Origin of the sequence: Streptomyces sp. NPDC008125, from assembly GCF_042957125.1 — a bacterium.
Classification (GTDB): Bacteria; Actinomycetota; Actinomycetes; order Streptomycetales; family Streptomycetaceae; genus Streptomyces.
The window spans coordinates 125,318-149,989 of record NZ_JBIBHR010000014.1 but is presented as its reverse complement, the minus strand read 5'-3'; the positions used below and the strand labels follow the sequence as shown (position 1 = coordinate 149,989).

General features: G+C 73.9%; 16 protein-coding genes and 2 tRNA genes. 12 read left to right on the top strand and 6 right to left on the bottom strand.

The genetic code is table 11. The features are described 5' to 3' along the window. Positions 1-11: 11 nt before the first annotated feature. Positions 12-4,406, bottom strand: coding sequence for a PAS domain-containing protein (locus tag ACFZAX_RS23935; RefSeq protein ID WP_390964014.1), 4,395 nt, complete (start codon positions 4,404-4,406; stop codon positions 12-14). A 448-nt stretch (positions 4,407-4,854) separates the two neighbouring features. Continuing rightward, the gene (locus ACFZAX_RS23930) at positions 4,855-5,652 is read right to left on the bottom strand and encodes an SSI family serine proteinase inhibitor (RefSeq protein ID WP_390964013.1); all 798 of its coding nucleotides are present in this window, start codon (positions 5,650-5,652) and stop codon (positions 4,855-4,857) included. A gap of 381 nt (positions 5,653-6,033) precedes the next feature. On the opposite strand from ACFZAX_RS23930, the gene ACFZAX_RS23925 reads away from it, so the two are divergent. From ACFZAX_RS23925 to ACFZAX_RS23905, 5 genes are all read left to right on the top strand, one after another. Then, positions 6,034-6,124 (top strand) — tRNA-Ser (locus tag ACFZAX_RS23925). A 510-nt stretch (positions 6,125-6,634) separates the two neighbouring features. After that, a tRNA-Arg gene (locus ACFZAX_RS23920) sits at positions 6,635-6,707 on the top strand. Positions 6,708-6,753: 46 nt separating this feature from the next. Further along, on the top strand, positions 6,754-8,073 hold the full coding sequence (locus tag ACFZAX_RS23915; protein WP_390964012.1) for a helix-turn-helix domain-containing protein: 1,320 nt from the start codon (positions 6,754-6,756) through the stop codon (positions 8,071-8,073). Between the two features lie 237 nt (positions 8,074-8,310). Beyond that, positions 8,311-8,670: an ATP-binding protein gene (locus ACFZAX_RS23910; RefSeq protein WP_390964096.1), complete on the top strand. Its 360-nt coding sequence runs from the start codon at positions 8,311-8,313 to the stop codon at positions 8,668-8,670. A 282-nt stretch (positions 8,671-8,952) separates the two neighbouring features. Continuing rightward, the gene (locus tag ACFZAX_RS23905) at positions 8,953-9,510 is read left to right on the top strand and encodes a hypothetical protein (RefSeq protein ID WP_390964011.1); all 558 of its coding nucleotides are present in this window, start codon (positions 8,953-8,955) and stop codon (positions 9,508-9,510) included. 114 nt (positions 9,511-9,624) lie between these two features. Here ACFZAX_RS23905 and ACFZAX_RS23900 read toward each other — a convergent pair whose 3' ends face one another. Both ACFZAX_RS23900 and sigJ read right to left on the bottom strand, forming a co-directional pair. After that, positions 9,625-10,902, bottom strand: coding sequence for an FAD-dependent oxidoreductase (locus ACFZAX_RS23900; protein WP_390964010.1), 1,278 nt, complete (start codon positions 10,900-10,902; stop codon positions 9,625-9,627). Positions 10,903-11,035: 133 nt separating this feature from the next. After that, on the bottom strand, positions 11,036-11,983 hold the full coding sequence (gene sigJ / locus ACFZAX_RS23895; protein WP_390964009.1) for an RNA polymerase sigma factor SigJ: 948 nt from the start codon (positions 11,981-11,983) through the stop codon (positions 11,036-11,038). A 139-nt stretch (positions 11,984-12,122) separates the two neighbouring features. Here sigJ and ACFZAX_RS23890 point away from each other — a divergent pair, with 139 nt between their 5' ends. From ACFZAX_RS23890 to ACFZAX_RS23870, 5 genes are all read left to right on the top strand, one after another. Next, positions 12,123-13,043: a DUF2797 domain-containing protein gene (locus ACFZAX_RS23890; RefSeq protein WP_390964008.1), complete on the top strand. Its 921-nt coding sequence runs from the start codon at positions 12,123-12,125 to the stop codon at positions 13,041-13,043. 212 nt (positions 13,044-13,255) lie between these two features. After that, on the top strand, positions 13,256-14,005 hold the full coding sequence (locus ACFZAX_RS23885) for a response regulator (RefSeq protein WP_390964007.1): 750 nt from the start codon (positions 13,256-13,258) through the stop codon (positions 14,003-14,005). A gap of 5 nt (positions 14,006-14,010) precedes the next feature. Continuing rightward, a complete protein-coding gene (locus ACFZAX_RS23880; protein WP_390964006.1) occupies positions 14,011-15,648 on the top strand; it encodes an ATP-binding protein in 1,638 nt (545 codons plus the stop codon). Positions 15,649-15,735: 87 nt separating this feature from the next. After that, complete coding sequence (locus ACFZAX_RS23875; protein ID WP_390964004.1) at positions 15,736-17,253, top strand: glycosyltransferase; 1,518 nt, start codon at positions 15,736-15,738, stop codon at positions 17,251-17,253. Beyond that, on the top strand, positions 17,250-19,472 hold the full coding sequence (locus ACFZAX_RS23870) for a glycosyltransferase family 39 protein (RefSeq protein WP_390964003.1): 2,223 nt from the start codon (positions 17,250-17,252) through the stop codon (positions 19,470-19,472). The genes ACFZAX_RS23875 and ACFZAX_RS23870 overlap by 4 nt, the downstream gene beginning before the upstream one ends. Before the next feature lie 115 nt (positions 19,473-19,587). On the opposite strand, the gene ACFZAX_RS23865 is transcribed toward ACFZAX_RS23870, so the two are convergent. Continuing rightward, positions 19,588-20,757, bottom strand: coding sequence for a serine hydrolase (locus tag ACFZAX_RS23865; protein ID WP_390964002.1), 1,170 nt, complete (start codon positions 20,755-20,757; stop codon positions 19,588-19,590). 256 nt (positions 20,758-21,013) lie between these two features. Here ACFZAX_RS23865 and ACFZAX_RS23860 point away from each other — a divergent pair, with 256 nt between their 5' ends. Then, the gene (locus ACFZAX_RS23860; protein ID WP_390964001.1) at positions 21,014-22,588 is read left to right on the top strand and encodes an MFS transporter; all 1,575 of its coding nucleotides are present in this window, start codon (positions 21,014-21,016) and stop codon (positions 22,586-22,588) included. A 107-nt stretch (positions 22,589-22,695) separates the two neighbouring features. Further along, on the top strand, positions 22,696-23,490 hold the full coding sequence (locus ACFZAX_RS23855; protein WP_390964000.1) for a TetR/AcrR family transcriptional regulator C-terminal domain-containing protein: 795 nt from the start codon (positions 22,696-22,698) through the stop codon (positions 23,488-23,490). A 192-nt stretch (positions 23,491-23,682) separates the two neighbouring features. Here ACFZAX_RS23855 and ACFZAX_RS23850 read toward each other — a convergent pair whose 3' ends face one another. Beyond that, positions 23,683-24,654: an NAD(P)-dependent oxidoreductase gene (locus tag ACFZAX_RS23850; protein WP_390964095.1), complete on the bottom strand. Its 972-nt coding sequence runs from the start codon at positions 24,652-24,654 to the stop codon at positions 23,683-23,685. Positions 24,655-24,672 lie beyond the last annotated feature (18 nt).

The following is a 24,672-nucleotide window of genomic DNA, read 5'->3' as shown; positions in this document are numbered from 1 at the left end:
GCACCGCAGGCTCAGTTGGTCCCTATCTTCGCCAGCAGATCGACGATCCTGGACTGCACCTCGTCGCTGGTGGAGCGTTCGGCCAGGAAGAGCGCCGTCTCGCCGGAAGCGAGCGACGACAGCTCCGGGCCGTCCAGTCCGGCCGAGGTGTAGACGACCAGCGGGGTGTGGTTCAGGCGCCCGTTGGCCCGCAGCCAGTCGATGATCCCGGCCCGCCGACGACGTACCTGCATCAGGTCCATCACCACCAGGTTCGGCCGCATCCGCGCGGCCAGGTCGACCGCCTCGCTGTCGGTCGCCGCCCGGACGGCCTGCATGCCCCGCCGCTCCAGGGTCTGCGTGAGGGCCGTCGCGATCTCCTCGCGCTCCTCGATGACGAGCACCCGGGGCGGGTGCTGCTCACTGTCGCGCGGGGCGAGCGCCTTGAGGAGGACGGCCGGGTCGGCGCCGTACGCCGCCTCCCGGCTCGCCTGGCCCAGCCCCGCCGTGACCAGCACCGGCACCTCGGCCGCCACCGCCGCCTGGCGCAACGACTGGAGGGCGGTACGCGTGATGGGCCCGGTCAGCGGGTCCACGAAGAGCGCGGCGGGGAACGCGGCGATCTGCGCGTCCACCTCCTCGCGCGAGTGCACGATCACCGGCCGGTAGCCCCGGTCGCTGAGCGCCGCTTGCGTCGAGACGTCGGGAGCGGGCCAGACCAGCAGCCGCCGGGGGTTGTCCAGCGGCTCCGGGGGCAGCTCGTCGTCGACCGGCACGGGCTGCGGGCGGTTGGCGATCTCGACCGCGCCGCCCGGACCGTCCAGCGGCTCCGGCCCTTCGGCGCCCTCGTCCGGTGCTCCTATGGCGTACGAACGGCCCTCGGCCACCTGGGCCATGAGCTGCCCGGAGGCCGAGGCGGTGGCGCCGGGCTGCGCGCTCTGCGGCTTCTGGAGACCCGTGCCGGGCCGTGCGGGCTGCGGGGCCGCAACCTGCGGAAGGCCCTGCGGCCGGGCGGCGGGAGGCGGGATCTCGGCACCCGGGGGCGCCGACAGCTTGCGGCGCCGGCCGGCCCCGCCGAGCGTCTGGTTCTGCTGGTGCCCCAGATGCTGGACCAGCGGTACGCCCTGTCCCAGTGTCCGCACACTGAAGGCCCGGCCCTGGGTGTCCGAACCGCCGGGCATCGGCATCTCGGCGGGCAGCGGCTGGCGACGGGCAGCGGGCACGGCGGCGGGCGGCACCGGGGTGCTGCCGGTCGCGTGCGCCGTGGGCCCGTCGCCGGAGACCGGCTCGGGCGGGGCGGCCGGGGCGGCCGGGGCGACGGCCGGAGCCGCGGGGGCCGGACCCGCGGGGGCCGCGGGCGCGGTGGCCGGTACGGCGGTTGCGGGCGGCACCGGCGCCCCGGAGGCGGTGCGGGCGCGTGCCGCGTACGCGAGAGCGGGCTCCGACACCTCGTCGTCCTCGCCCTCGGCCTCGTCGTCGAGCGGGCCGTGGTGCGCCGCCCGGGCGGCCGGGTCCGGGCCGCCGACCCGGTCCGTCGAGTCGACCAGCGACCAGCTCTCCGGCGAACCCGCCGCCTCGGCGGGACGGGCCCGCCGACGGCCGGACGGGGAAGGGGACACCGGGTGCGGCTGCGGCGGGGTGTGGTCCTCGTCCGGCCCCATGGCGGTGGCGTCGTGCCGGTCCGGTACCGCCCCGGGCTCGCCGGGCCGGTCCGCGTCGGCGGGCGGCAGCGCGAACGGGGTGCGCGGCCCCGCGTTCTCGGCCGCCAGCCGCTCCTGCGCCGCAGCCAGCGCACGCCGGGCACGACGGCCCGCGGGCTGGAGCTCCGGCGCGAGCGCCTCGGGCTGCGGGATGCCGTCGTCGTGGACCACGGGCGACCGCACCGGCAGCGCCGGACGTCCCTGCGGTGCCTGCGGTGCGGCTGCCGGCCGGCCCTGCGCGCCCGGTGCCTGCTGTCCCGGCCCCTGCGGGGCTGCCGGAACACCCTGCGGAGGCACGGTCTGCCCGCGCTGCGGACGGCCCGCGCCCTGGGCGCCCTCCGCCGCCGTCACGACCGAGCCCTCCGAAGGGACGCCACCGGCCGCCGGGAGCGCGAGAGCCTGCCCGGCGCCGCGCGGACGCGCCTGCGCGGGCGAGAGCTGCTGCGCGGGACCGGCCTGCGCCGGACCCGCCTGGGCCGGAACGGGCGCCGGCTGCTGCTGGGGCCCGCCCTGCGCCGGTACCGGTACGGACGACCGTACGGACTCCGGGGCACCCGCCGGCTGCGCCGGAACCGGGGCGGTCTCCGCCGGGCTGGGACGGCCGCGCCTGCGGCCCGAACCCTCGCTCGGCCGGGGCACGAATGCCTCCTCCGCCTGTTCCTCCACCGCCGCGGGACCCCGCCGCGCCCGCCGCCGCCCGGTCGGACCGGCGCCGCCGGTCTCGTCCGACGCGCCCACGGGAGCACCCGGGGCACCCTCGACGCCCGCTGCACCCTCGTCGGCGGCCCCCGCCACCGGCACCGCGCCCTCGGCGCCCGCGAGGCTCTCCGCCTCCTCCGGGCTCATCGCGCTCTCCAGGAACGCGTCCGTCGACGACCTGCGGGCCCTGCGCCGGCCACCGCTGACGACGGCGGGAGCGCCGACGGCCTCGAAGGCCGCGACCTCCTGCTGCGGGGCCTGCTCCGGCACCGCGCCCTGCTGCTGCGGAGACTGCTGCTGGACCGTGCCGGAACCCGAACCCAGCGGAACTTCGAGCACGTACGCGCTGCCCGCCATGCCGGGCATCTCGTGGGTCTGGAGCACCCCTCCGTGCGCCCGCACGATCCCGCTCACGATCGGCGTGTGCACCGGGTCGCCGCCGGCGAACGGGCCGCGCACCTCGATCCGTACGACGTCCCCGCGCTGAGCCGCGGCCACCACGACGGTCGAGTCCAGATAACCGCCGCCGGGGGCGATCCGGGTCTTGCCGGTGGAGTCGATCCCGGCGACGTCCGCGACCAGGTGGGCCAGGGCGGTCGCCAGCCGGCGTGCGTCGACCTCGGCCTCGATCGGCGGGGCGTGCACCGCGAACTGCGCGCGCCCCGGACCGATCAGCTCGACCGCGCCGTCGATGCCCGCCGTCACGACCGCGTCGATCGGCGCCGGCGCCTTGTCGAGCGTTTCCGTGCCGAAGTCCAGGCGCTGGTAGCCCAGGACGTTGTCGACCAGGGTGGTCATCCGGGCGTACCCGGCGGCCAGGTGGTGCAGGATCTGGTTCGCCTCGGGCCAGAGCTGCCCGGCCGGGTCGGAGGCGAGGGTCGCGAGTTCGGTCCGCAGCTCCTCCAGCGGCCCGCGCAGCGACTCGCCGAGAACGGCCGTCAGCTGCGTGTGCTGCGCCCCGAGCAGGGCGATGTGATCGGCCTGCTCCTCCAGCTCGGAGGCGTACCGTTCGGTGCGGTCGGCCAGTTCGGACGCGTGGCTCTCGGTGAGACCGGACACCTCGGTGGTGTGGCTCTCCGTGAGCTCCGTGACGGCGGCGGTGTGGCTCTCGGTCAGCTCCGCGACCTCGGCCGCGTGCTTCTCCGTCAGGGCGGCGATCCCGGCGGCGTGCTGTTCGGTCAGCTCCGCGACCTCGGCCGTGTGCTGCTCGGTCAGCTCCTCGTACGGCCTGCGGTCGGTGAACGTCATCACCGCGCCGACCAGCTGGTCCCCGTCGCGTACCGGAGCGGTCGTCAGGTCCACCGGGACCCGCGCACCGCTCTTCGACCAGAGCACCTGCCCGCGCACCCGGTGCTTGCGCCCGGAGCGCAGCGTGTCGGCGAGCGGCGACTCCTCGTACGGGAACGGCTCGCCCTCCGCGCGCGAGTGCAGGATCAGCGGGTGCAGCTCCTTGCCGCCCAGGTCGCTGGCGCGGAAGCCGAGGATCTGCGCGGCGGCCGGGTTGACCAGGACGACCCGGCCATCGGTGTCCGTGCCGACCACGCCCTCGGAGGCGGCCCGCAGGATCATCTCGGTCTGTCGCTGCGAACGGGCCAGTTCGGCCTCGGTGTCGACGGTGCCGGAGAGGTCCCGCACGACGAGCATCAGCAGCTCGTCGCCGGTGAACGAGGAGGTGGGGAAGTCGTTGTACGCCGCCTGGCCGCTGTCGAGGCTCGCGCTGGTGACCTCGACCGGGAACTCCTGGCCGTCCGTCCGGCGCGCGGTCATCCGCGTCGGCTTGGTCCGGCCCCGGGAGTCCGCCGCGTCCGGCCGGCGCATCGAGCCGGGGATCAGCCGCGAGTCGAACTCGGTGAGCAGATCGAGGAGTCCACGGCCCACCAGGCCGGTACCGGGCGACTCGAACATTTCGAGCGCGATGGTGTTGGCGTTGACGACCGTGCCGTTGGCGTTGACGAGCAGCAGCCCGTCAGGGAGGGCGTCGAGTATGGCTGCGAGGCGAGCAGTGCCTCGGGATGGCCTGCTGCTCACGACGCGCTTCCTCCCTGTTTACCGCACCTTGCCGGCCCGGGGCCCCATCTTGCCCCTCGGGCCACAGGCTGTCACGGGAGGAGTCTACGGGCACCGGAGCGGGCAGGAACGGTGGATGAGGGGGAGCTCTCATCGAGCTTCTGTACAACCGGTGCACGCCGGAAGCCCCCAAACGCCTCAACGCGCCCCGTACGTACGGCTCCGGAGGTCTGGACGGAGCCGTACGCCAGGAGCCCGAGGGAGGGCTCACGGGGTGCGAGAAGGGCCGGGAAAAGGCCCATTCGGCCTACTGGGCGGGCGCTCGGGACCCGCATGTGCGTCCGATGTGCGTCTGCTGTGCGTCGAGCGGGCTCCCGCCCGGGGTGTCGGCCGGTTCCCGCCCCGGGGTGTCGGCCGGACTACTGGCCCGGGGTGGCGGCCGGGCTCCCGCCCCGGGGTGTCGGCCGGACTACTGGCCGGTGGCCGGGAGAAGCGGGCGCAGGGCGTTCCAGCGGGCGATCTCGCAGCCGTTCTTGCGGTTCACGGTCGTGTCGACCGGGCGTCCGCGCCAGGTCCCGGTGATCCGGGCGGTGGCCGGTCCGCCGTACATCTGGGTGCACATCGCGTCCTTGTCGACCGGCCGGAACAGGTCCTCGCCCGCTCCCTCCGCCTCCGTGAGCCGGTCGCAGGCCGCCTGCGCCTCCGGGTGGTCGCCCCCGCCCCGGGTGCCCGACCGGGTACCGGCGGCGGGCGCGCACGTCAGCTCGTACGAACCGTCCCGGACGAGGCGCCCCGAGGAGTCGGCGGAGCCCGTCTTCCCCGACTCGGTGTTCCCGGAGTCCTGGACCGTCACCGTGAGCCGGGTGGTGGCGTCGGCCTCGGCCCCGGTGTCTCCCTTGGCTCCCGTGTCTGCCGTGGGCCCGCCGGTGGTGGGTGCCGGAAGGGTGACGGGCGCCGGGAGCGTGGTGGGGCCGGTCGTGTCCCCCGGCAGGTCGTTGTTGTTGCGGCCGGGGAGGGCGGGGACGTCCGTGTCCCGCGGTCCACGGGCCTCCGCCGGCCCGGCGCCCTTCCGCGCGGGGCGGAGCATCCCGCTGTACGGAGAACCGGCGGGCCCGGGCGAGGCGACCGGCCCCGACTGCTCGGACACGGGGAGCGGCCCGGACCCCTCGATGGGCACGGGCAGCGGTCCGACGGCTGCGGCGAGGGGGGCGGCGGCGGACAGCGCGGCGATCGAGACGACGGCGGTGAGGGCGAGACGGCGCAGCATTGCGTGACTCCTGGTCCTGGGGCACGGGCACGGGTGGCGGCGGGCAGCGGCTGACCCATCTCGTGTCCCTGGATCACGTCGGCCCTTCCTGGTGTCCCTAACGTCCCTCCCGCGCCGACGTTGCGCGATCCGACGGGGCCGCACGGAGCAAGCAGAAGCGCACGCCCGGGCGTACGGGGGAGCGGGCGGGGGCGTAAGGGAAGGGAGGTGGGCGGTGAGGAGCCGGCCCGGAACACGGGCGTGCCGGACCTTCCCCGAATCGGGGGCGTATGTCCTTTGCCCTCGCGCCCACCTGGCTAGTACCGTGGGCCGCGATTGGTGACACCGCACTCGTCTGTGTCATCATCTGCACGCACCACTCGCGCTTGCGCGAGGTGTGCTGGAGGCGTCGCCTAGTCCGGTCTATGGCGCCGCACTGCTAATGCGGTTTGGGTTTTAAAACCCATCGAGGGTTCAAATCCCTCCGCCTCCGCCCCATCCGAAGCCCCGTGCCGCTGGCACGGGGCTTCGGTCGTTCCCGGGGGTGGCCGTTCCTGGGGGTGCCCGTTTCCGGCTCGGCGGCCCGAGGTGATCGGCCCGAGGGCCCGGGTCCAGCCCGTCCGGTCCGGTTCCGATCGCGGCTCCACTCGGACTCCGGCTGCCGGCCCGCGCAGGGCGGCGGTCGTGCCCGTGGTCCCGGTCGTACGCGGACCGCCGACCGCACCTGATGGCCGGGCACCGACCGTTCCCGGTCGTGATCGTGAGGGAGTCGTGCCCGGATCGTGGCGGCTCCCCGCCCCGGAGGCCCATTCGGACGGTTTCTGTCAGCCGAAGCGGCGGGAGGGCGGGTGCGGGAGCGGGGCCCGGAACGGTCCTGATTCACCCTCTGGGGGTGTTTCCGCAGGTCAGAGGGGGTTTGGCTAACGGATTTCGCGTCCCGGCGCGGTTCATGTAATGTTGTTCTCGCAACGCCGACCGGGAAGAAAAAAGCCCGGAACGCCAAGCACTCGTAGCTTAACGGATAGAGCATCTGACTACGGATCAGAAGGTTGCAGGTTCGAATCCTGCCGAGTGCACAGCAGGCCAGAGGCCCTCAGGAGAAATCCTGAGGGCCTCTGTCGTATGTCGTGGCGGGTGTTGGTGGTGGATCGTCCCGGCCCGCTGGAGCTGCCGGCTCTGCGGCTGCTGGAGAAGCGGGGCGGTACGGCGGCATACCGTGGCGGTGTGGCAACCGAAGACCTTGGCCGGACTCTGCGCCGCTTGCGACGCCTGGCCTCTCTGACCCAAGAAGAGTTGGCCGAGCGGTCCAGTGTGTCTGTGGACGTGATCCGTCAGCTGGAGCAGCGACGCAAGCACTCAGCCCGCCTCCCCACGTTGCACGCGTTGGCGAACGGCCTCGGTGTGGAGCTGACCACGCTTCTCGGCGACCCGCCTGCGGTCTCTGCTTCCGGTGAGAACGACGGGCCGCGGTTCGTCGCGGTACGCCGCGCCATCATGCCGGCGCTCTGGGGTCCGGAGCCCGAGCCGCCGGGACCGGACTTCTCGCTGGACCGGCTGCGCGAGCGGATCGCGGAGGGCTGGTCGCGGTACCACGCCGCCGAGTTCGACGCGGTGATGGACGCGCTGCCGGGCCTGCTCGCGGAGGCGCGCTCGGCCACGGTTCCGGGCCCGGGCGGCGGCGACTGCGGGGCCGGATTTGCAGCCCTGGGGAAGGCACTTCAGCTCGCCGGCCACGTATCCGTACGGATGGGCAAGACGGACCTTGCCCTGACGAGCCTGGAGCGGGCGACGGCCGCTGCGAGGCAGTCCTCCGACCCGTTGCTCCTCCCCATGATCGTCAACTCCGTCGCGTGGACCTATCAGCGGCAGGGGCGTCTGGAGGACGCGTTGAGCATCGCCGTCCGTGCGGCCGACGACCTGTCGGACGCCGGTCGTACCGATACGGCCGACGGCCTCAAGGCGTGGGGCGCGCTGACCATGAGTGGGGCCACCTCGGCCGCGCGGAGCGGCGACTACGAGCGTGCCGCCGACATGATGGAGAAGGCGGAGAGGGAGGCGTCGCGGGTCTCGAAACTGCCGGACGGCGGCGACAACCGCATGGTCAGTGTATTCAGCCCGTCTTCGGTCCGGATCGAACGTGTCCGGCTCGCGGTCCAGTACGGGCACCCGCAGGACGCTCTGGCGCTCGCCAAGGGCATGCGGATGAGCAAGGACATCCCGCCGTCCTGGCGGACCTGGCTGCTGTTGGACGTGGCCCGGGCCCACACGGACGTCGGGGACGCTTCCGGGGCGGTGAAGACCCTGGAGTCCCTGAGGAGGATGGCTCCGACGTGGATGCGACACCACACGTTGGCCGTGGCCATCGTGCGTGACCTGTGGGTACTGCCCAACCACCCGCCGGGACTGCGGCCGTTGGCGGAGTTTCTGGGGATCGACGCTTAGGGCCCCTCGTTGGATCATGCCGGGCCCCGGCCCGATCCAAACGAAAAGCCCTAGCGTGCCGAAAGTGGGACGTTGCGCCCCTGTTGACGTTCCCGACATGTCGCTTTCATGGGGTGCGAACAGCGCCCTGGCGACCGTACGAACGGTCCCGGGGCTCGGCCGATCCGAGAGCAGACCGACATGCCGCAACCCACGACTCGGGCCCGTTCGACCGGGCACTCCGGTTACAGCGAGACCCTGCCGCGCGAGCCCCGGAGCGCTGCCACCGCGCGTCGCCTCACGAGTGCCGCCCTTTCCTGCTGGGGATTGGAGGAGATGGCCGACGACTGCGCTCTGGTGGTGACGGAGCTGGTGGCCAACGCAGTGCGGCACGCCCGGAGAGGGGCCATCCGCGTCGTGGTGGAACGTACTGCCGTGCGGACGGTTCGTGTGGCCGTCGCGGACTTCTCCCGTGCACTTCCACTGTTGTGTGAGTCTGGGGAGGAGGCGGAGGAAGGACGGGGCCTGTTTCTCGTGGCGGCGCTGGCGACCGGCTGGGGCACGGACGAGCGGCGCTGGGGCAAGATCGTATGGGCGGACCTGGGGGAACCGCAGTGACTGCCGAGGAGGCCCCTGCACGCAGCATGGCTCGCGCTCATTTATCGCAGTTGGTAGACATGTTCGGCAGCGACGGCTGCCTGAGGATCAGCACGATCGCTGAGGGATCTGCACGGGGTCCGGTGCCGGGCTTGGCCCCCGACGGTCACGGGGAGCCGGAGGGCGACGAGCAGACCTGACGTGCCGTGGGCGGACGAGCCGCGTGCATCGGCGGCCGCCGCCGACCACCGTCGCCGGAATCCGGATTCAGGGCGCTGTGTCCTCCCATTACGATCACCGCTCATGGATACCAGGGGTGGGGCAGCATCACGGCCGGAGGCGGAGCGCGATACGGCCGTCGGCGCCGAGTTCGTCTACCGGCTGACGGCCGAGGACTTCGAGCAGGCACTTCGCGGGCGGGCGCGGCGGTCGGCGGCGGGGAGGGTCCAGGCGCTTCTGCCTCCGGTGTTGCTGCCTGTGGCCGTCGGTGTCGTCGGGTACCTGAGCGACGACTCGCTGATGGTCTGGAGCGTTGCGGTGGTGCTCGCCGCCGGGTGGGGGGCCTTGATCTCCCTGCGCAGCATGCGCACCATGGCCCGCCGCATGGCCAGCCTGACGGAGCCGTACGGGGAGTGCCGCACGGTGGCCGACGAAACGGGCTCGGTCAGTACGGGTGAGCGGGGGTCCTTCAGCTCGGAATGGGCCATGCACCGGGCGTACCTGGAGACGCCCGGGCTCTTCGTGCTGCTGACCGGTGACCGTGCGGCCGGGATCGCGGTGGTGCCCAAGCGGGGCGCCCGGGGTCCGGCGGACGTGGACCGGCTCCGGGAGATCCTGGACGGGAACCTGAAGCGGCTCTAGCGGGTCCAGTGGCTCCGGCGGAGCCGGTGGCGGTAGCACCCGGAGAACCCTGACACGGACGGGCCGTGGTGCCGTAGGACGCGGCGCCACGGCCCGCCGGGTGCCCGGCGGGAGTCAGGACTCCGCCGGCACGGGCGGTACGGGCCGCGCGCCCGGCAGGGACGGCGTGTCCGTGACCGGCGCGGTGGCTCGGCGGACCACCGGCCGGCGCCGCGACGGGAGGCCGAGGGCGGGGTGGGCGACGCCCCAGGCGGCGCCCTTGCAGACGAGCTCCTTGTAGAAGGCGGCGAGCCGGCCGGTCAGGGCGGCGCCTACGGCGCGGTCGTCGGCGGTGACGTACTGGATGAGGCCCTCCTTGCGACCCAGCGAGACGCACTGGTTGAAGTAGCGGACCGTGGGCTCCGGGAGCTCGTCCCCGGTCAGGCGGGCCGCGATGGTGTCGGCGGCCTGCCAGGCGGTGGGGACGCCCGAGGCGCAGGACATGCGGAGCGGCTTGTCGCCCGGGCCCATCGCGAGGGCGGCGTCGCCGATGGCGTAGACGTCGGGGTGCGAGACCGAGCGCAGGGTCCTGTCGACCACGATCTGGCCGCTGCCGGTGACCTCCAGGGTGGTGGCCTTCGCGATCGGGTGGACCGCGAAGCCGGTGGTCCACACGGTGACGGCGGCGGGGAAGGCGGTGCCGTCGGCGGTGACCACGTGGCCGGCCGCCACCTCGGCGACGGTGGTGTGCTCGCGCACGGTGATGCCGAGCCTGTCGCTCACCTTCCGCAGGTGGCGGCGGCCCTTGGGGGAGAGCCAGTCGCCGAGTTCACCGCGTACGGCGAGGGTGACGTCGAGCTCGGGGCGGGCTTCGGCGATCTCGGTGGCGGCCTCCACGCCGGTGAGGCCGCCACCGACGACGACCACGGGCTGTCCGGCGCCGAGGGCGGCCAGGCGCTCGCGGAGCCGGAGGGCGCCCGGGCGGCCGGCGATGTCGTGGGCGTGCTCCGCCGTGCCGGGGACGCCGTGGGTGTTCCAGCCGCTGCCGAGGGCGTACACGAGGGTGTCGTACGCCAGTTCCTCGGTCTCGGCGGCTGGGGTGGCGGCCGGGGCGGTGTCCGGGGCGGTGACGGTGACGGTCCTGCGGTCGGCGTCGACGGCGGTGACCCTGCCGAGCCTGAGTTCCACGCCGGTGTTGGCGAACATTCCGGCGAAGGGCCGGGGCCTGAGCTCCTGGCCGACCGCCAGCTGGTGCAGCCGGACCCGCTCGACGAAGTCGGACTCGGCGTTGACGAGGGTGATGTCGACGTCCTCGCTCCGCAGCCGCCTGGCGAGGCGCCCCGCGGCGATGGCTCCGGTGTAGCCGGCTCCGAGGACGATGATGCGGTGCTTGCGGACGGTGTGGTCCTTCATTTCCCTGGCTCCCTGTCTCGCGTCCTGTCCCGCGCGGTTCGCCTCTCGGCGCGGTTCGCCTCTTGAACCGGGCAGCCCGACGATTCCTGACAGGGATGCGATGTGAAGCAGGTCACATGGTGTGGAGGTGGGGTCAGAACGGGCGGGCCAGGGGTTCGCCGTGCCCGCCCGCCGCCGCCCACCGCTCGGTCGCGCGGACCAGCTTGTCCGGGTTGACCTGGCTGCGGAACGCGGCGATGCCCTCGGCGGTGATCTCCATGCAGACGACCCCGATGACCCGGCCGTCGAGGACCACCACCAGGGCGGGCCTGTTGTTGGCGGTCGAGGCGTAGAACCCGGGGGAGCCGCCGACGAGGTCGCGCTTGGCCTGGCTGGGCTTGAAGAGGCCCCGCATGAACCTCGCGACCGCGAGGGCTCCCTCGAACGCCGAGGCACGGGCCGGGACCTTGCCGCCGCCGTCGCCGACCGCGATGGCGTCGCCGGTGAGCAGCGCCACGAGGGGTTCGGTGCGGCCGCTCGTGGCGGCGGCGAGGAATTCCTGGACGATCCGCCGGGCGGCGGCTCCGTCGATCTCGGCGCGCGACCTGCCGTCCGCGACGTGCTGCTTCGCGCGGTGGAAGAGCTGCTGGCAGGAGGCCTCGGTGATGTCGAGGATCTCCGCGATCCTGCGGTGCGGGTAGTCGAAGGCCTCCCGCAGCACGTACACCACGCGCTCGTTGGGGGAGAGGCGTTCCATGAGGGCGAGCACCGCGTACGAGACGGACTCGCGCTGCTCCACGGTGTCGGCGGGGCCGAGCATCGGGTCCCCGGCGAGCAGCGGTTCGGGCAGCCACTGGCCGACGTACGTCTCTCGGCGGGCGCGGGCCGAGGTCAGCTGGTTGAGGCAGAGGTTGGTGAGGACCTTCGTCAGCCAGGCCTCGGGGACCTCGATGCGGCCGACGTCGGCGGCCTGCCAGCGCAGAAAGGTGTCCTGGACGGCGTCCTCGGCGTCGCTCGCGGAGCCGAGGAGGCGGTACGCGATGGCTTCCAGGCGCGGTCGGGATGCCTCGAACCGGTCCACGTCGTCCATGGTCAGTGCCATGGGCAGGATGGTAGTGCCGCAGCCGGCCGGGGCGCCCGGTGAGGGCACGGGAATTCCGTGCCGGGATCGCCACGGTGCGCCACCCGTAGGGTTGGTCCCTCGCCGATGGTGAGCGTGAAAGCGACCGGGGGTTCTCGACGTGGGTTGGCGGTGCACCGGACTGCGGTGGCCCGGGGACGCCCCCGAGCTGGGCTGGGTGAACGGCCGGGACCGGCGCGGGAGTGTTCTCGCGTTCGGGAGCGACCTCGGCTTCCGGGCCCTCGGGGAGCGGAGCTGTGTGGGGGCGCGGGGGAACGCCTGCCCGCTGGCGGCGCCCGTGCCCGGCCGGAGTACGGGGGCCCGGTGCGCGGAGTGCGCGCGGCTGGACCGGGCGCACTCGGTGGCGGCGGACACGATCGCGGACGACCCGCGTACGTACCGGGTCTACCTCGCCTGGTTCGGGCCCGCGATGGTGAAGGTCGGGATCACCGCCGAGGAACGGGGGGCCGCGCGGCTGCGGGAACAGGGCGCCGTGGTCTTCAGCTGGCTGGGCCGGGGGCCGCTGATGGCGGCGCGGCGGACCGAGGAGGTGCTGCGCGCCGCGCTCGGGGTGCCGGACCGGATTCCGTACGCCCGTAAGCGCGCGGTCCGCGGGGTGCTGCCGGGGGCCCGGGAGCGCGCAGGCGAGGTGGCGGAGCTGTACGGCCGGGCGGCGGCGCTCGAAGGGCGCGGCTGGCCGGAGTCGCTGGAGCGGCTGCCGTACGAGGCGGTGGACCACGCCGGGCTGTTCGGGCTGTCCGGCCTTGAGGGCGGGGCGGGCGTCGGGGCGGTACGGGAGCTGGTCGCGGACGGCGGGGTGGCCGGGCGTCTGGTGGCGGCGGCCGGACCGGATCTGCACCTGGCGACCGGCGACGGCGGTGCGGTGGTGGTGCTCGACACCCGGCTGATGACGGGCTGGGAGCTCGTACGGGCGGCGGCGGGCACCGGAGCCGGCGGAGCGGGCGGCGACGGCCGGGGCTCGGGGGTGACCGTTCCGGTCGACGACCTGGGGCGCGGCGGGGTTCAGGACGGGCTCTTCTGAGCGCGTGTCCGAGCGCGCGGACAAGTGTGCGGACAAGTGTGCGTCCGAGCGCGCGGACATGCGTGCGGACGGTCAGTTCTGACTGGTTCCGCCCCCGTGAGGTTCGGTCTTGGTGCGTCTTGGTGTCTGCATGACCAGAGCCTGACCCGTTTCTCAGGCTTTTCACAGAAACGGGCAAGCTCCCTCTCAGAGCGGTCTCACAGGGTGGGGGGATGACGACGACCTCGCCCCAGGGGCGGACCGAACTGCTCAGGGCCGACCGCAACTCCGGCAACCCCGTCCGCGTGCTGGTCGTGGACGATGAGCCGCCGCTCGCCGAGCTGCTCTCGATGGCCCTGAGGTACGAGGGATGGGACGTACGGAGCGCCGGGGACGGTGCCGGTGCCCTGCGGACCGCCCGGGACTTCCGCCCCGACGCGGTGGTGCTCGACGTGATGCTGCCGGACATGGACGGTCTCGCGGTGCTCAGCAGACTGCGCCGCGACCACGCCGACGTGCCGGTGCTCTTCCTGACGGCCCGGGACGCGGTGGAGGACCGGATCGCGGGGCTCACGGCGGGCGGCGACGACTACGTCACCAAGCCGTTCAGCCTGGAGGAGGTCGTGGCGCGGCTGCGCGGGCTGATCCGCCGCTCCGGTACGCACACCAGCGCCCGCAGCGAGTCCACGCTCGTCGTCGGCGACCTGCTGCTCGACGAGGACAGCCACGAGGTGAGCCGGGGCGGGACCTCGATCCACCTCACCGCCACCGAGTTCGAGCTGCTGCGCTTCCTCATGCGCAACCCCCGCCGGGTGCTCAGCAAGGCACAGATCCTGGACCGGGTATGGAACTACGACTTCGGCGGCCAGGCCAACGTCGTCGAGCTGTACATCTCCTACCTGCGCAAGAAGATCGACGCGGGCCGCACGCCGATGATCCACACCCGCCGGGGCGCGGGCTATCTCATCAAGCCCGGTGAGTAACGGGCATGCGCAGCCGTACCGGCCGGCAGGCGGCCACCCGTGGCCGCGCCGGTGGCGGGCGCAGGGGCGGCCGGCCCTGGACGCTGCGGACCCGTCTGGTGGTCTCCGCCGTCTCGCTCATCGCCGTCGTCGCGGCGGTGATCGGTTCGGTGACCGCGATCGCCTTCCACAGCTACATGTACGGGAAGCTCGACGCCCAGCTGGACTCCGTCGCGGTCCGGGCGGGGCTCGGCCCCGGGGCCGGTGAGCCGGGGCCGCGCGGGGTTCCGGGCGGCGGCCTGCTCGACTTCATCGGCAACGGCGGCCAGCCCATCGGTACGGTCGGCGCGGTCGTCGCCGAGGACGGTACGGTCCTCGACTCGAAGGTCCTCGCCGACCTCGGCGAGGACACCATGCCCAGCTCCACGCCGCTGACCGGTGCCCAGTCCAAGGCGCTGGAGTCCTCCGGGGCGGCGGGCGACTCCGCCACGCACGATGTCGGGCTGCCCGGACTCGGCTCCTACCGCGTCGAGTCCGCCGCCGGGAAGGGCGGCGTCACCTTCCTCGTCGGCATCCCGAGCGAGGAGGTGAGCAGCGACATCACCGCGCTCATCCTGGTGGAGGTGTGCGTCACCGGGGCGGGACTCATCGCCGCCGGAATCGCGGGGGCCACCATGGTCGGGGTGGCGCTGCGCCCGCTGCGCCGGGTCGCCGCGACGGCGACGCGCGTCGCCGAACTCCCGCTCCACAGCGGCGAGGTGGCCCCGCTGGTCCGGGTGCCCGAGGCAGAAGCCGATCCCCGTACCGAGGTCGGACAGGTCGGGGCCGCGCTCAACCGGATGCTGGGGCACGTGGGTTCGGCCCTGGCCGTCCGGCAGGAGAGCGAGACGCGGGTCCGGCAGTTCGTCGCCGACGCCAGCCACGAGCTGCGCACCCCGCTCGCCTCGATCCGCGGGTACGCCGAACTGACCCGCCGCGGGCGCGAGTCCGTCGGGCCCGACACCCGGCACGCACTGGGGCGCATCGAGTCCGAGGCCGAGCGGATGACCGGGATGGTGGAGGACCTGCTGCTGCTGGCCCGGCTCGACGCGGGCCGCCCGCTCGACCACCGGCCCACCGACCTCTCGCCGCTCGTGGTGGACGCGGTGGGCGACGCCCGCGCGGCGGACCGCGGCCGGTCGGCGGAGGGCGGCCACCTCTGGCGGCTGGAACTGCCGGACACCCCGGCGACGGTACGGGCCGACGCGACCCGCGTCCACCAGGTGCTGGTCAACCTGCTCGGCAACGCGCGCACCCATACCCCGCCCGGTACCACCGTCACCGCGGGCGTGCGCCCCGCCGGGCCGGGGGTTCCCTGGGTGACGCTGGAGGTACGGGACGACGGACCGGGGATCCCGGCCGCGCTGCTGCCGCACGTCTTCGAGCGGTTCGCCCGGGGCGACGCCTCGCGCTCGCGCCACGCGGGCTCCACCGGGTTGGGACTCGCCATCGTGCAGGCGGTCACGGCCGCGCACGGCGGGGACGTCGCGGTGCGTTCGGTGCCGGGCGAGACGGTGTTCTCCGTCCGGCTGCCGGCCTGCGCGGAACCCGGTGCGCAGCCCGGTGCGAAGCGCGCCGAGACATCCGCCGTTCACCTCAAACACCTTAGAGAAAAAGGCATGTGAGGGTCAGTCAGGTGTTCCCGGCAACTCACAGCCTGACCACAGCCTCAGCACACCGTCGTGACAGCGCGGCCCGCGAATGTCGTGACCATGCGAACCGACAACCCCTGGAGCGCCGGCACCAGTGCCCTGCCGGCCCGGCAGCATCTCCCGGCCGGGACGGTGGACGCGCACGGAGCGCCCGTACTCGTACTCGACGTGGTCGTGCCCGTGTACAACGAGGAGAAGGACCTCGAAACGTGTGTCCGGCGGCTGCACGAGCACCTGACCCGGACCTTCCCCTACCGCTTCCGCATCACGATCGCGGACAACGCGAGCACCGACACCACCCCGCGGGTGGCGTCCCGGCTCGAAGCGCTGCTGCCGGAGGTGGTCGCGTACCGGCTGGAGCAGAAGGGACGCGGGCGCGCGCTGCGCACGGTGTGGTCGCGGTCCGGCGCACCGGTCCTCGCCTACATGGACGTCGACCTCTCGACCGACCTGAACGCGCTGCTGCCGCTGGTGGCGCCGCTGATCTCCGGCCACTCGGACCTGGCGATCGGGTCCCGGCTGGCGCGCAGCGCGCGGGTGGTGCGCGGGTCGAAGCGCGAGTTCGTGTCGCGCTCCTACAACCTGATCCTGCGCTCCTCGCTCTCCGCCCGGTTCAGCGACGCCCAGTGCGGCTTCAAGGCGATCCGGCGCGAGGTGGCCGAACGGCTGCTGCCGATGGTCGAGGACACCGGCTGGTTCTTCGACACCGAGATGCTGGTCCTCGCAGAGCGGGCCGGGCTGCGCATCCACGAGGTGCCGGTCGACTGGATCGACGATCCGCACTCCACGGTGCACATCGTGAAGACCGCCACCGATGACCTGAAGGGCGTCTGGCGGGTGGGGCGGGCACTCGCCGTCGGCGCGCTGCCCCTCGACCGGCTGGCCCGGCCGTTCGGCGACGACCCCCGGGACCGTACGGTGCCCGGCGTACCGCGCGGGCTGGCCCGGCAGCTGGTCGGTTTCTGCGTGGTCGGGGCGCTCTCGACCGCCGTCTACCTCGCGCTCTACTCGCTCTTCCGGCTGGGCGTCGGCCCGCAACTCGCCAACGCGGGGGCCCTGCTGGTCTCCGCCGTCGCCAACACGGCCGCGAACCGGCGCCTCACCTTCGGGGTACGCGGCCGGGGCGGCGCGGTCCGCCACCAGGCGCAGGGGCTCGTGGTCTTCGCCATCGGCCTCGCGCTCACCAGCGGTTCGCTCGCCGCGTTGTCCACCACGGCCCCGTCCACCTCGCACTCCACGGAGGTCGCCGTGCTGATCGCGGCCAACCTCGCGGCGACCGTGCTGCGCTTCCTGCTCCTGCGCGCCTGGGTCTTCCCGGAGCGGCCGGGCGACCGGACCGCCCCGGTGCCGGCCACCGACGACGACCGGCCCATCGTGCTCCCCGCCGAACACCCGGCCCCTGCCCGGCACCCCGCCGCCGACGACCGGCCCACCGTGCTCCCCGCCGGACACCCGGCCCCCTTCGACGCCTTCGGTACCGCCCCGCACGCCGCTCCGGTCAGGGGCGCCCGTACGGCTCCGATCACGGCCCCCGGCACCGACCCGTACGCCGACGACGAACTGAGGAACGCCCGATGACCGCCTCTCTCCACCCCGACGCGTACCCCGCGCCGCCGCCCCCGGTGCCGCCCGCCGCGCCGCAGGCGCCCCATCGGGCGGTCCCCTCCGCCGGGGCCGGCCGGGCCGGACGGTTCTGGCGCGGCCGGCCCGAGGACCCGTCCTGGGCGCGGCCGGCCTTCCTCGGCCTGCTGCTGGTGGTCGCGCTCGCCTACCTCTGGAACCTCAGCGCCTCCGGGTACGCCAACTCCTTCTACTCCGCGGCCGTCCAGGCCGGCAGCGAGAGCTGGAAGGCGTTCTTCTTCGGCTCCTCGGACGCGGCCAACGCGATCACCGTCGACAAGCCGCCGGCCGCCCTCTGGCCGATGGCGATCTCGGTGCGGATGTTCGGCCTCGGCTCCTGGGCGATCCTCCTGCCCGAGGTGCTGATGGGCGTCGCCACCGCCGGGGTGCTGTACGCGGCCGTACGCCGCCGCTTCAGCGCGGCGGCGGGCCTCCTCACGGTGGGCGCGTTCGCGCTGACCCCGGTCGCCGCCCTGATGTTCCGCTTCAACAATCCGGACGCGCTCCTCGCCCTGCTGATGACCGTCACCGTGTACTGCGTGCTCCGCGCGGTGGAGAACGGCCGCAGCAGGTGGCTGGTGTGGGCGGGTCTCGCGGTCGGGATCGCCTTTCTGGCGAAGACCCTCCAGGCGTTCCTGATCCTGCCGCCGCTGGCCGTGGTGTACGCGGTGCTCGCGCCCGTGCCCGTACGGAAGCGGTTCGGCCAACTCGCCCTTTCCGCCGTGACGATGGTCGGCGCGGCGGGCTGGTGGGTGGCGACCGTCGAGCTCTGGCCCGCCTCCTCCCGCCCCTACGTCGGCGGCTCGCAGAACAACTCCTTCCTGGAACTGACCTTCGGATACAACGGACTCGGCCGCATCAGCGGCGACGAGACCGGCAGCGTCGGCGGCGGTGGGGGTGGCGGTCAGGGCGGCGGCTGGGGCGAGACCGGCATCGGGCGCATGTTCAACTCCGAGATCGGCAGCCAGATCTCGTGGCTGCTGCCCGCCGCGCTGATCCTCCTGCTGGCCGGGCTCTGGCTCACCCGGAAGGCACCGCGCACCGACGCGCGCCGGGCCGCGTTCCTCGCGTGGGGCGGCTCGCTGCTGATGACCGCGGTGGTCTTCAGCTTCATGGCCGGCATCTTCCACCAGTACTACACGGTGGCCCTCGCCCCCTACCTCGCTGCGCTCGTCGGCATCGGTGCCGTCGCGCTCTGGGAGGAGCGGGCCGCCTGGTGGGCGAGCGCGGTACTCGGCGGCACCGTCGCGACCACGGCGGTCTGGGCGTACGTGCTTCTCGCCCGCACGCCGGACTACCTCCCGTGGCTGCGCTGGGCGGTCCTGCTCTTCGGCCTGATCAGCGCCGTATGGCTGGTGTTCGCGGGACGGCTGGGCCGGCCCCTGGGGCTCGTGGTGGCGGCGGTCGCGGTCCTCGCTTCGCTGGCCGGCCCGGCCGCGTACACCGTGTCCACGCTGAACACCGGACATGAGGGCTCCATCGTCACGGCCGGCCCCTCAGGCGCCAGCACGATGGGCGGTGGCGGCGGCCCCGGCGGCGGCATGCAGCCTCCGGGCGGCACCACCGGCGGCCAGGGCAACGGCGGCCAGGGCTTCGGCCGGAACAGCCAGGGCCCAGGCGGCGGTACGCCTCCCACCGGCACGCCTCCCACCGGCACGCCTCCCACCGGTACGGCCCCGAACGGTACGGCGGGGCAGATGCCCGGCCAGGGCACCAACCGGCAGAACGGCACGAACGGCCAGAACTCCGGCCGGATGCCCGGCGGCGGAACGGGTGAAGGCGGCCCCGGCGGCGGAGGGGGCGGCGGCATGGGCGGCCTGCTCAACGGCGCCACGGTCTCCGACGCCGCGAAGAAGCTCCTGGAGAAGAACGCCGACGACTACACCTGGGTCGCCGCGGCCATCGGCTCGCAGAACTCCGCCGGCTACCAGCTCGCCACCGAGGACCCGGTGATGGCCGTCGGCGGTTTCAACGGCAGCGACCCGTCCCCGACCCTGGCCCAGTTCAAGGAGTACGTGGCCGACGGGAAGATCCACTACTTCGTCGGCGGCGGGACGGGCATGGGCGGCGGCGACAGCGGCACGTCCTCGAAGATCTCGTCCTGGGTCGAGGCCAACTACAAGGAGGTGACCGTCGGGAGCGCCACCTTCTACGACCTGACGCAGCCCGAGAGCTGACGTCGGTCCACCGCGACCGCACCACCTCATGACCACCCGTCCCCACGGGCAGGCGGGCCCGGCGACTGTCCGGGCCCGCCTCGGTCGTGTCCGGGTGCTCGCGGAGGGGCGCCGCTCAGTCCCCCGACGCGTCGCGCCGCGCCGCGTACGTCCAGAAGTCCCGCATCAGCTCCGGCGGCTTCGGCCCGCCCAGCTCGACCTGGGTCAGCAGCAGGGTGATCAGCCCCGTCGACGGGACGAGGTGTCCGGCGGTGCCGGTGCCGCCGACCCAGCCGTACCGCCCGCGTACGTTCCACGGATCCCGGGTCTCCACGTCGACCGACCCGCCGAACCCCCAGCCCTGCCCCTCCGTGAAGAGCCCGCTCGCCTCGCGCTGGGCGGGAGTGAGGTGGTCGGTCAGCATCTGCCGCACCGAGCCGGCCGACAGCAGCCGCCGCCCGTCGCCGGTCAGACCGCCCGCGAGGAGCATCCGGGCGAAGGCGAGCCAGTCGTCGGCGGTGGAGACCAGGCCGCCCGCACCCGAGGGGAACGCGGGCAGCGTGCTCCACTGCCCGTCCGCCGGGTCCACCAGGTCGAACCCGCCGTCCGGGTGCGCCCGGTAGTAGCCGGTGAACCGGCCGAGATCCCTCGCCGGTACGGCGAACCCGGTGTCCTTCATCCCGAGCGGCTCGAACACCCGCTCCGCCAGGAACTCCGGCAGCGAACGCCCCGAGACCCGGGCGACGAGCACCCCGAGGATGTCCGAACAGGTGTTGTAGAGCCACGCCTCGCCGGGCTGGCGGAGCAACGGGATGTGGGACAAGGTCCGCATCCAGGTGTCCGGCTCCGCCACCGCCTGCGGCTGCGGCGGGCCCTGGTGCAGCTCGGAGAAGAGCGGTGCGACGGCCGGGAGCGCGAAGTCGGAGGGGAAGCCGTACCCGGCGCGGAAGGTGAGCAGGTCGAACACCGTGATCGGCCGCCGGGCCGGTACGACGTCCTCGACCGGGCCGTCCGGGGTGCGTACGACCTTGGGGGAGGCCAGCTCCGGCAGCCAGGTCCCGACGGGCTGGCCGGGGGTGAGCCGCCCCTCGTCGACCAGCACCATCGTGGCGGCGGCGGTGACCGGTTTGGTGAGGGAGGCGATCCGGAAGAGGGTGTCGCGGGCCATCGGTGTGCTGCCGCCGGTGTCCGCCGAGCCGGACGCGGCCACGTCCACCCGGTCGCCGCGTGCCACGAGCGCCACGGCACCGGGGACGGCGCCCCGTTCGACGTAAGGGTCCAGGAATGCGCGCAAGTCCGTCGTCATGGGTCCCACCTTCCCGGCCCGTTCGCCGCGCGGACGACTCCCGCGCCGACCGGGATGCGGCGGGGGCGCCGGCCGGCTGTACGTCCGTTCGACCCGTGCGGTCGGCTGTTCGCCCGTTCGGATGAGTGCCGGAAGCGAGTCTTGTACACCGTAGAGCGATCGCCGTACGGTGTATGGCGATCGGCTCCTCCCGCCGCTGCCCAGCCTGTACCGCACCGCCAGGCCCGCCGCGGCGCGAGAGGCCCAAGGAGACCGCATGACGGCGAACACCTCCACCCCGGCCACCGACCTCGGCCCGACCGGTCATCCCCGGCGCTGGCTGATCCTCGGCGTGATCTGTCTGGCCCAGCTCACCGTGCTGCTCGACAACACCGTCCTCAACGTCGCGATCCCCTCCCTCACGGAGGAGTTGGGCGCGTCCGGCGCCGAGCTGCAGTGGATGATCAATGCCTACTCGCTCGTCCAGTCCGGCCTGCTGCTCACCGCCGGCAGCGCCTCCGACCGCTACGGCCGCAAGCGGCTGCTGCTCGCCGGGCTCGCCGTGTTCGGCCTCGGGTCCCTCGCGGCGGGGCTCGCCGACAGCCCCGGCCAACTCGTCGCGGCCCGTGCGGAGATGGGCGTCGGTGCCGCGTTCCTGCTGACCAGTACGCTCGCCGTGGTGGTCCAGGTCTTCGACGCGACCGAGCGAATCCGCGCGATCGGGCTCTGGGCCACGGTCAACTCCCTCGGGTTCGCCGCCGGTCCGCTCCTCGGCGGAGTGCTCCTGGGCCACTTCCGGTGGGGCGCGATCTTTTTCGTCAACCTCCCCGTCGCCGCCCTCGCCCTGGTCGCGGTGGCGCTGCTCGTACCGGAGTTCAAGAACCCTTCGGGCGAACGCCCCGATCCGGTGGGCGCGTTGCTCTCCACCCTCGGCATGAGCGCCGTGGTGTACGCGATCATCTCCGGCCCGGAACACGGCTGGAGCTCCCTGAGGGTCCTGCTCACCGCGTTCGCCGGGACCGCCGTGCTGGCCGGGTTCGCGCTCTGGGAGCTGCGGGTGCCGTCCCCGATGCTCGACCTGCGGTTCTTCCGGGACCGCTCGTTCACCGGCGCGGTGGCGGGCACGATGCTGGTGGCGTTCGGGATGGGCGGCTCGCTCTTCCTGCTCACCCAGCACCTCCAGTTCGTGCTCGGTCACGGCCCGTTGGAGGCGGGCCTGCGTACCGCCCCGCTGGCGCTCACCGTGGTCGCGCTCAACCTCACCGGGTTCGGCGCCCGGCTGGTCCCCCGGCTGGGCACGCCCGCCACGATCGCTGCCGGGATGTCCCTGCTGGCGGCCGGTCTCGCCGCCGTGGCGCTGCTCGCCGGGCAGGGGTACGGCGGCATGCTGCTCGGCCTGGTCGTGATGGGGACGGGAATCGCCCTGGCGGCCCCCGCGATGGCCGCCGCGATCATGGGCGCCATCCCGCCGGAGCGCGCGGGGGTGGGGGCGGGCGTCAACGGCACGCTCGCCGAGTTCGGCAACGGCCTCGGGGTCGCCGTCCTCGGCGCGGTCCTCACCTCCCGCTTCAGTGCCCTGCTCCCGCTCGCCGCCGCCGGTGCCGCCTCCCTGCCCGCCGTGCTGGCGACCGCCGGGGACGGCCCGGAGCGCGCCGCCGTCACCGACGCCTTCGCGGCGGGTCTGGAGCGGGGCCAACTGGTCGGCTCGGCAGCGGTGCTGGCCGGCGGGCTGGTCGCGGCCCTCCTGCTGCGGAGGGCGGAACGCGCGCCGCGGGCGACGATCGACGAGGGCGGACCGGCGCCGGACGGGAAGGCGGACACGGCAGGGGAGCCGACCGGTTCGGCGGCATAGCATCGGACCGGACATCCGGGGCATCCGTGACGGTGCCCCGTCCGGTCCGTCCCCCGTCCGGTCCGTCCCCCGTCCGGTCCGTCCCCGGAGAACGAGGAGAGTGCGTCATGGTGTCCGCGGCCGACCCCGCGCAGGAGCCCGCACCGGAGGCGGCCGACGCGTCCTTGCCGGCCGTACGGACCAGCGTGTGGCTGGTCCGCCGACCGGCCTCGCGCACCCGCAGGTCGGAGGGCTCGCCCGCCGGTCTCGACCGCGAACGGATCACCGCCGCGACGGTCCGGCTGCTGGACGCGGAGGGACTCGCGAAGTTCTCCATGCGCCGCCTCGCCGCCGAGCTCGACGTCACGGCGATGTCCCTCTACTGGTACGTCGACACCAAGGACGACCTGCTGGAGCTCGCCCTCGACGCCGTCCACGGAGAGATCACGCCGCCCCCCGAGGACGCCCCCTGGGCCGACCGCCTGCGCGCACTCGCGAGCGAGTACCGGGCGCTGCTGGTACGCCACGTATGGGCCTCGTCACTCGCCGGGAGCTTCCTCAACATCGGCCCGCACTCCCTGCGCTTCACCCGCGCCGTGCAGGACGTGATCCGGGCGACCGGTCTGCGGCTGCACCAGCAGACCGGAGCGCTGTCGGCGGTGTTCCAGTTCGTGTACGGCTTCGGCACCATCGAGGGCGACCTCCGCAGGCGCTCCGCCGCCGCCGGGGTCAGCCAGGACGAGTACTTCCGGCAGGCGATGACCGCGTACCGCTCCGAGCCGAGCCTCAAGCAGGTCGTCGACGTCTCGCAGGACCTGATGGACGCGCGCGGCGGCGACACCGTCGAGGAGATGCGCGAGCGGGACTTCACCTTCGCGCTCGACCTGCTGATCGCGGGCATCGAGGTGATGCGGGACCGGTAGGCGGTACGGGGCAGGGGCGGGCCGCCCGGCCCGGCGGGCGTGGCCGGGCAGCTCGCGGTCGAGCGCCGCGCTCTGCTGCGGGGACTCATCGGCCAGGGCGTCTCGCAGGCGGACATCGCCCGTGAACCGGGCGTGAGCCGTCAGGCAGTCCGGAAGATGCCGAACCGCTGAAGGGGCTCGCGAGACGGCCGGTCAGTACCCGCGCCCCACGTCCACGGTCAGCGCGGGCCGCCGTCCCGCACGCAACTCGGCCCAGCAGGCCGCGAAGTCGGTGAGGACGTCATCGTCCGCCGTGATCCCCGCCGAGTGCGAAGTGACGACCGTACGTGGCAGCCGCCAGCAGGGGTCGCCGGGGGCGGCCGGTTCGGACGGCAGCACGTCCAGCACCGCACGCCGTACGGCTCCGGTCCCCAGCGCCGCGCCCAGCGCCGCCAGATCCACCGTCGCCCCGCGCCCCACGTTGACGAACGAGGCCCCCCGTACGTACCCGAAGCGCTCCGCTCCGAAGTAGTTCTCCGTGCCGGGGGTGAGCGGCAGCGCCGCGACGACCCAGCGCGCCTTGCCGAGTGCCTCCCGCTCCGCCTCCCCGCCGGCCGGCACCACCCGGTCGAAGCCGGGCGGCGGGGCGGCGGGCACGGTCCGGGCCACACCGACCGTACGCAGCCCGCAGGCACGCAGGCGCGAAGCGACCGCCGAGCCGATCCGGCCGGTGCCGTGGACCAGGGCGAGCTGTCCCGCGGCGAGTTCGGACGGCATGCGCCGCCACTCCTCGCGCGCGTGCATGGCGGCGAACTCCGGTACGGACTGGCACTCGGCGAGCACCCAGGCGAGGACGTACTGCGCGATCCGCGCGCCCATCCGGCCGACCGTCCGGGTCAGCAGCGCCCCGGCGGGCCAGGGCCCGGGGGCGAGCAGGGCGTCCGTACCGGCGTTGACGCTGTGGTACCAGAGCAGGTCCTCCTCCGGCAGGCCCGCCGGGCGCGTCGCCCCGACGTAGACGACCGGCCCACTGTCCGGTCCACCGTCCGGTCCGCCGGAGGTCACCTGCTCCGGGTACGCGGTCCAGGGGCGGCCGGTGATCTCCGCCAGCCCGTCACGCACCGCCGGTGCGAGGTCGGGGGCGGTGAGCAGCCGGGCACGGGCGAGGAGGGCGGGGTCGGGCAGGGCGGTCACGGGATGCAC